This is a genomic window from Burkholderia sp. E168m23, assembly GCF_016586125.1.
Taxonomy (GTDB): domain Bacteria; phylum Pseudomonadota; class Gammaproteobacteria; order Burkholderiales; family Burkholderiaceae; genus Burkholderia; species Burkholderia orbicola.
This window is the reverse complement of record NZ_BCPP01000390.1, coordinates 1-6147: the sequence shown is the minus strand read 5'-3', so window position 1 is coordinate 6147 and position 6147 is coordinate 1. Positions and strand designations below refer to the sequence as shown.

Here is a 6147-nt window from a genome sequence, read left to right as displayed (position 1 = left end):
GGCAGCCGACGCCGGTATGGAACGTCGCGACCAGCGCACCGTACGGCACGAGCCGGCGATCGGTCGCGGCAAGGCCCGCGCTCACGCCGCTGACGGTGCCGGCCAGCCCGCCGAAGATCATCGCGGAGCGCGGCGTTTTCAGGCCCATGAAATTGGCCGCGACCGGCGTGCCGACCATCACGATGATCGCCTTCACGAGCCCGGTCGCGATGCTGAGCGCGATCACGTCGGAGCTCGCACCGATCGCCGCGCCGGTGACGGGCCCGACGATATAGGTGACGGCGCCCGCGCCGATCGTCGTCATGCTGACCGCGTCGGTGTAGCCGAACGCGCGCGCGACGCACGCGCCGACGATGAACGGCAGCACGGTGCCGAGCAGCAGCGACACGATACCGACGAGCCCGGCCTTGCGCGCCTCGGTCGGCTGTACTTCGAACGCGGTCGCGACGATCGCGAAATCGCGCAGCATCGCGCCGCCCATCAGGCCGATACCGGCGAACAGCTTGACGTCGGCCAGCCCCTTCTCGCCGCCGGTGAATGCGCCGCCGACGTAGGCGAGCACGAGACCGATGACGATCGCGATCGCCGAGCCGTGCACGCGGCCGAACGTGAGCTTGCGCGACGCGATCGACGACAGCCACATGATCAGGCCGACCAGCGCGAACGACGCGACGAGCCCGTTGTGGGCGACGGTTTTTTCGAGCATCTGCAGCATGGCGGCCTCCGTTATTGTTCTTCGAATTGCGGCACGCCCGCGAAGGCCGTGTCGTCGCGCCCCGTGCGCGCGAGTACCGCAATGCAGCATGCGCAGATCGCGACCGCGCCGACGGCGGCCAGCAGCGCGACCGGCCCGCCCTTGAGCGCGGCGACGACGTTCTGGTTCGCGGCCATCGCGACGACGACCGGGATGTACATCGCGCCCCAGAAACCGACGCCCGCCTCGGTCTCCTTCGGCAGCCAGCCGCGCCGGTGCAGCCACAGGCGCAGGCAGATCAGCAGCAGCATCGCGATGCCGACGCCGCCGACGTTGGTCTTCACGCCGATCGCGCTGCCGAGCAGGTCGCCGAGGAACAGTCCGGCCAGGTGGCAGAACGCCAGCAGCGCGGTTCCGTAGATGATCATGAGTCGTCTCCAGTCTCTTCGTGACGGGCGCCTGACGCATGCGGGAGTCAGGCCCGCACGCCGATCCCGGGCGGACTGTCTGTCTCCTGCGGCGGGGCGCCGCGGCCCGGCGGCTCGTCGTGCGAGCACGTTCTCGGGGTCGATGGGATGATGCGGATTCGGGCCGGACGCCGGATGGCTTAGACTGACCGATGCAGCCGGCGGCGCGACACGGGCTACGCGTCCGGTGCCCCTCGTTGGCGGAGGCCGCACTGGCGCGTGATCCGATACTAGCGCCGCATAATCCGGCCATTTATGAAGTTGTCGAAACCGATTCAGTGGATTTAGCAATGCGTCCGTTACCGCCCGAACTGCTGCGCAGCTTCGTCGCCGTCGCCCAGTCCGGCAGCTTCACCGCCGCGTCCGAGCGCGTGAACCTGTCGCAATCGACCGTCAGCCAGCATATCCGCCGCCTCGAGGAGCTGCTCGACCGGCCGCTGTTCGAGCGCGACACGCGCAACGTGCACCTGTCGCAGCACGGCGACGCGCTGTTCCGCTACGCGGTGCGCATCCTCGAACTGATGGACGAGGCCGTCACGTCGGTCTGCGGGCCGCCGCTGTCGGGCAAGGTGCGGCTCGCAATGTCGGAGGATTTCGCGTCGGCGCACCTGACGGCCGCGCTCGCGAGCTTCGTGCAGCGCAACCCGGACGTCGAGCTCGCGATCTCGACCGGGCTGTCGGGCGACCTGTTCGACGCGCTCGACGAAGGCCGGCACGATCTCGTGTTCGCGAAACGCATCGCCGGCAGCCGGCGCGGCCGCGTGATCCGCAGCGAACCGCTGTACTGGTGCACCGGCCCCGATTCGCGGATCACCGGCCACGAGGCCGTGCTGCCGCTCGCGATGCATCCGGAGCCGAGCGTGTCGCGCCGCCGCGTGCTCGAATCGCTCGAAGCCGTCGGGCGCCCTTACCGGATCGCCGTCGTGAGCAGCAGCATCGCGGTGCTGCGGGCGGCCGCGAGCGCGGGGCTCGGCGTCAGCGCGTTCGCCGGCTACGTGATCCCGGCCGGGCTCGCGCGGCTCGACGCAGGGCTGCCGGAACTCGGCGAACTCGAATACGTGATCGATCGCCCGGCGGCCGCGTCGCGCTCCACGCTCGCGCTGGAAGCCACGCTGATCACGGCGGCGGCCGAGTTGTAACGGCACCGCGCTCAAGTCACGCGGACGCGCCCGCACCTGACAGCTTTGCCCGCAACGCGTCATCGTCCGCGCAGCACCCGCTCGCGACAATGGGACCCATCCGAACGCACCGCGCATCGCCGCGCGCGTCCGGTACCCCGTCCCCTTGATCGGAGCCCGCCATGAAAAACGTCCTGCGATTCGCCGTCGCGACCGCCGCAGCCGCGCTGCTGTCCCCCGCCTTTGCCCAGACCGACGCGTCGGCCCCCGCGCAGGGCCTGACGCGCGCGGAAGTCATCGACCAGCTCAAGCAGGCCTATCTCGACGGCGAACTGCCGACCAACGACGGCAACTATCCGCCGAACGCCGCGACCCGCGCACGCAACCGCGAACTCGTGCAGGCCGCGAGCCCGGCCTGGCTGGCCCACGTGCCGCCCGCCAGCCAGGCGACGTCGCAGCAATGACCGGTGGCGCCACTGCGCGCGACCGGATCAGGATCAGGGCAGGAAGCTGCGGCGTCGTGCGTCGATCAGTTCGACGAGCAGCCGATCGCGCTCCGCTGCCAGTGCCTGCATCGAGCGCTCGCCCTGGATCGTGCGCAGCTCGTCGGTCAGCTTGCGATCGACCTCCGGATCGAACGACGGCGTGCCGAGGTCGTCCCACCAGCTCGTGATCGGCCCCGACAGGTGTTCGAGGAAGTGCGCGATCCCGCCCGCGCCGCCGCCGAGGTGATAGGTCAGGCACTGCCCCATCAGCCCCCAGCGCAGGCCCGGCCCCCACGCGACGGCCTTGTCCGCATCGGCGACGCTCACGACGCCTTCGCCGACCAGGTGATACACCTCGCGGAACAGCGCGGCCGCAAGCCGGTTCGCGACGTGGCCGGTCATCTCCTTGTTCAGCACGATCGTCTGCTTGCCGAGCGCATCGTAGAACTGCTTCACGCGCGCGATCACGTCCTGGCTGGTCGCGTCGCCCCCGACCAGCTCGACGAGCGGGATCAGGTGCGGCGGATTGAACGGATGCGCGATCAGGCAGCGTTCCGGATGCTTCGCGCAGGCCGTCTGGATCTCGGACATCTTCAGGCCCGACGAGCTCGACGCGATCGGCACGTGCGCGGGCAGCACGTCGTCCATCTGGCGATAGAGCGCACGCTTCAGGTCGAGTCGCTCGGGGCCGTTCTCCTGCACGAAATCGACGCCGTCGAGCGCGCGCACGGGATCGGCGTCGAACGACAGCCGCGCGGAAAGCTCGGCGGCCCGCTCGCCGAGGAATGCGGCGAGCGCGTCGCGCAGCCGTGCATCGGCCTGCGGGGCCGGGTCGGTCGCGACGACGTCGAAGCCCTGCGTCAGGTAGAAAGCGGCCCAGCTTGCGCCGATCACGCCGGCGCCGACGATCGCGATACGTCGAATGTCCATGGTTGTCCCGTGTGGTTGGTCTGCGGATATGCCGCGGCGATTGTCGCATCGAATCCCGCGCGCAGGCGTCGACGCGGACTGCAGATTCCCTCTTGAAATGCGCGGCGACGGCCACTAATTAAGCGTCGTCGGGCAGTGCCGCATGCCACGCACCGCCCCCGTATCGACCCAGTGGAGCCACCCGTCGCGCCCGCCGCAGGCGACGCGCGGTCACGTCTCCCGCGTTCCCTGTTCAGGAGGACCAACATGAGCGGTATCCATTTCGGCAACGATCTGTTCGACGAATTCGCCCGCGTGCAGCGGCAGATGGCGAGCCTGCTCGGCGAACGCCCGTCGGGCATCCGTGCGGGGCGCGCCGGCGCGTTTCCCGCCCTCAACGTCGGCGCGACCGACGACGCGATCGAGATCGTCGCGTTCGCACCCGGCATGGCCGCGGCCGACTTCGACGTATCGATCGACAAGGATCTGCTGACGATCAGCGGCGAGCGCAAACCGGCGCCGCGCACCGAAGGCGACGACGTGCGCACCTATGCACAGGAGCGCTTTCACGGCGCATTCCGCCGCGTGGTCGAACTGCCGCGCGATGCGGACCCCGACCAGGTCAGCGCCCGCTACGAAAACGGCTGCCTGCTGATTCGCGTCGGCCGGCGCGAGGCCTCGAAGCCGCGTGCGATCACCATTCAGTAACCTTCAGGATACCGACATGAACACGAACCCGACCCTGGCCGAACGCCAAACCACCCCCGTTCACCCGGCCGCCGCGGAAGCCGCGCGCCGGCCCGCGATCACCCCGTCCGTCGACATCGTCGAGGATCAACACGGCGTCACGCTGCGCGCCGACCTGCCCGGCGTGCCGCGCGAGAATCTCGACGTGAAGGTGCACGACAACACGCTGACGATCGAAGCCGCGACGCAGTTCGACACGGCGGCCGACCTGCGCGTGCGGCACGCGGAAATCCGTTCGACGCGCTATGCACGGTCGTTCGTGCTGAGCGCCGACCTCGACACGTCGCGGATCGACGCGAACCTGCACGACGGCGTGCTGACGCTGACGATCCCGCGCCGCGAGGAAACACGCCCGCGCCGCATCGACGTGACGGCCGGCAATGCGTGAGCGTCGACGCGCGTCCTGACGTGACGCGCATGAAAAAGCCCCGCTCCGGCGCGATGCCGGGCGGGGCTTTTTTGCATCGGGCCGCGCGCATTCAGGCACGCGGACTGCCGCTTCAATCGAAATCGAACAGGTCGAACACCGACTTCTTGCGACGCCGGCCGTCGCGCCGGTCACGCTCGTCGTGCGAGCGGCCGTCGCGCCCCCAGCCGTCGTCGCGGCCGCGCGGCGCGTGCGCATCGTGCTGCACTGGCGCCGTGTCGCGTCGCGCCGGCGCGTCACCAGTTTCGCGGGCGATCAGCTTGTCGAGTTCGCCGCGATCGAGCCATACGCCGCGGCAGGTCGGGCAGTAGTCGATCTCGATCGACTGGCGCTCGGCCATCAGCAGGTCGGGTGTCTTGCAGACAGGGCATTTCATCGCGTTTCTCCTTTCCGTGCGAATTTCATCCGGATTCCATATGAGGTGCGCGAGCCGGCCGCCACAGCGGCCGGTATCACGCCCGCCCGCTCAGTCGCGCGTCACCTGCGCCGCCCGCTTCGCCTTGGCCCGCCGCGCCAGCATGTTCATGCCCTCGACGAACGCCGAGAACGCCATCGCCGCGTAGATGTACCCCTTCGGCACGTGCGAACCGAACCCTTCGGCGATCAGCGTCATGCCGATCACGACCAGGAACGACAGCGCGAGCATCACGATCGTCGGGTTGCGGTCGATGAAGCGTGCGAGCGGCTGCGCGGCGAACAGCATCACGCTCACGGCGACGATCACCGCGACGAACATGATCGGAACGTGCTCGGTCATGCCGATCGCGGTCACGATGCTGTCGATCGAGAACACGATGTCGAGCATCACGATCTGGCCGATCGCGGCCCACACCGTCAGGCCGGCCGCGCCGGCGGCCCCACCCGCGCCGTCGCCGTCGTGCGACACGTGGTGATGAATCTCGGTGGTCGCCTTCCACACGAGGAACAGACCGCCCGACAGCAGGATCATGTCGCGCCACGAGAACGCATGGTCGAACAGCGTGAACACGGGTTCGGTCAGGCTCGCGATCCACGCGACGCTGCCGAGCAGCGCGAGGCGCATCACCAGCGCGAGCGCGATGCCGAGGCGCTGCGTGCGGGCGCGCTGCGCTTCGGGCAGCTTGTTGCTGAGGATCGAGATGAAGATCAGGTTGTCGATGCCGAGCACGACTTCCATCACGACGAGCGTCAGGAGCGCGGCCCAGACGGCGGGGTCGGTGGCAAGCGTCAGCAGGTAGTCCATGGGCGGGGCCGATACGAAAGTGGAAAGCCTGATGATATGACGCCCCGAACTTCGCAAAAATCAGAGAGAATCTGACTT

9 protein-coding genes are annotated in these 6147 nt (G+C 68.9%); 4 read left to right on the top strand and 5 right to left on the bottom strand.

From position 1 onward, the window contains the following. The coding region (gene madM / locus JMF90_RS19940; protein ID WP_201325344.1) for a malonate transporter subunit MadM at window positions 1-715 on the bottom strand (715 nt) is incomplete at its 3' end. An 11-nt stretch (window positions 716-726) separates the two neighbouring features. Continuing rightward, entirely contained in the window at window positions 727-1122 is a 396-nt protein-coding gene (gene madL / locus JMF90_RS19935) for a malonate transporter subunit MadL (protein WP_006485307.1), read from the bottom strand. Between the two features lie 329 nt (window positions 1123-1451). Between madL and JMF90_RS19930 the strand changes: the two genes are divergently transcribed. After that, window positions 1452-2300: a LysR substrate-binding domain-containing protein gene (locus tag JMF90_RS19930; RefSeq protein ID WP_012328224.1), complete on the top strand. Its 849-nt coding sequence runs from the start codon at window positions 1452-1454 to the stop codon at window positions 2298-2300. Between the two features lie 161 nt (window positions 2301-2461). Then, a complete protein-coding gene (locus JMF90_RS19925) occupies window positions 2462-2743 on the top strand; it encodes a DUF4148 domain-containing protein (RefSeq protein WP_006476367.1) in 282 nt (93 codons plus the stop codon). A gap of 33 nt (window positions 2744-2776) precedes the next feature. On the opposite strand, the gene JMF90_RS19920 is transcribed toward JMF90_RS19925, so the two are convergent. After that, complete coding sequence (locus JMF90_RS19920) at window positions 2777-3694, bottom strand: 3-hydroxyacyl-CoA dehydrogenase NAD-binding domain-containing protein (RefSeq protein WP_201316806.1); 918 nt, start codon at window positions 3692-3694, stop codon at window positions 2777-2779. A gap of 246 nt (window positions 3695-3940) precedes the next feature. On the opposite strand from JMF90_RS19920, the gene JMF90_RS19915 reads away from it, so the two are divergent. Together JMF90_RS19915 and JMF90_RS19910 are read left to right on the top strand one after the other, a co-directional pair. Further along, entirely contained in the window at window positions 3941-4381 is a 441-nt protein-coding gene (locus JMF90_RS19915; RefSeq protein ID WP_011545059.1) for an Hsp20/alpha crystallin family protein, read from the top strand. A gap of 16 nt (window positions 4382-4397) precedes the next feature. Next, a complete protein-coding gene (locus tag JMF90_RS19910) occupies window positions 4398-4808 on the top strand; it encodes an Hsp20/alpha crystallin family protein (RefSeq protein ID WP_201316805.1) in 411 nt (136 codons plus the stop codon). A gap of 112 nt (window positions 4809-4920) precedes the next feature. Here the strand turns inward: JMF90_RS19910 and JMF90_RS19905 are convergent, their stop codons facing one another. Together JMF90_RS19905 and JMF90_RS19900 are read right to left on the bottom strand one after the other, a co-directional pair. After that, window positions 4921-5223, bottom strand: coding sequence for a zf-TFIIB domain-containing protein (locus JMF90_RS19905; RefSeq protein WP_201316804.1), 303 nt, complete (start codon window positions 5221-5223; stop codon window positions 4921-4923). A gap of 90 nt (window positions 5224-5313) precedes the next feature. After that, on the bottom strand, window positions 5314-6069 hold the full coding sequence (locus tag JMF90_RS19900) for a TerC family protein (protein ID WP_201316803.1): 756 nt from the start codon (window positions 6067-6069) through the stop codon (window positions 5314-5316). Window positions 6070-6147 lie beyond the last annotated feature (78 nt).

Excerpts from the sequence above, each read along its gene's own strand:
- madL (WP_006485307.1), bottom strand. The coding sequence starts at position 1,122 with ATGATCATCTACGGAACCGCGCTGCTGGCGTTCTGCCACCTGGCCGGA.
- JMF90_RS19930 (WP_012328224.1), top strand. The coding sequence starts at position 1,452 with ATGCGTCCGTTACCGCCCGAACTGCTGCGCAGCTTCGTCGCCGTCGCC.
- JMF90_RS19925 (WP_006476367.1), top strand. The coding sequence starts at position 2,462 with ATGAAAAACGTCCTGCGATTCGCCGTCGCGACCGCCGCAGCCGCGCTG.
- JMF90_RS19920 (WP_201316806.1), bottom strand. The coding sequence starts at position 3,694 with ATGGACATTCGACGTATCGCGATCGTCGGCGCCGGCGTGATCGGCGCA.
- JMF90_RS19915 (WP_011545059.1), top strand. The coding sequence starts at position 3,941 with ATGAGCGGTATCCATTTCGGCAACGATCTGTTCGACGAATTCGCCCGC.
- JMF90_RS19910 (WP_201316805.1), top strand. The coding sequence starts at position 4,398 with ATGAACACGAACCCGACCCTGGCCGAACGCCAAACCACCCCCGTTCAC.
- JMF90_RS19905 (WP_201316804.1), bottom strand. The coding sequence starts at position 5,223 with ATGAAATGCCCTGTCTGCAAGACACCCGACCTGCTGATGGCCGAGCGC.
- JMF90_RS19900 (WP_201316803.1), bottom strand. The coding sequence starts at position 6,069 with ATGGACTACCTGCTGACGCTTGCCACCGACCCCGCCGTCTGGGCCGCG.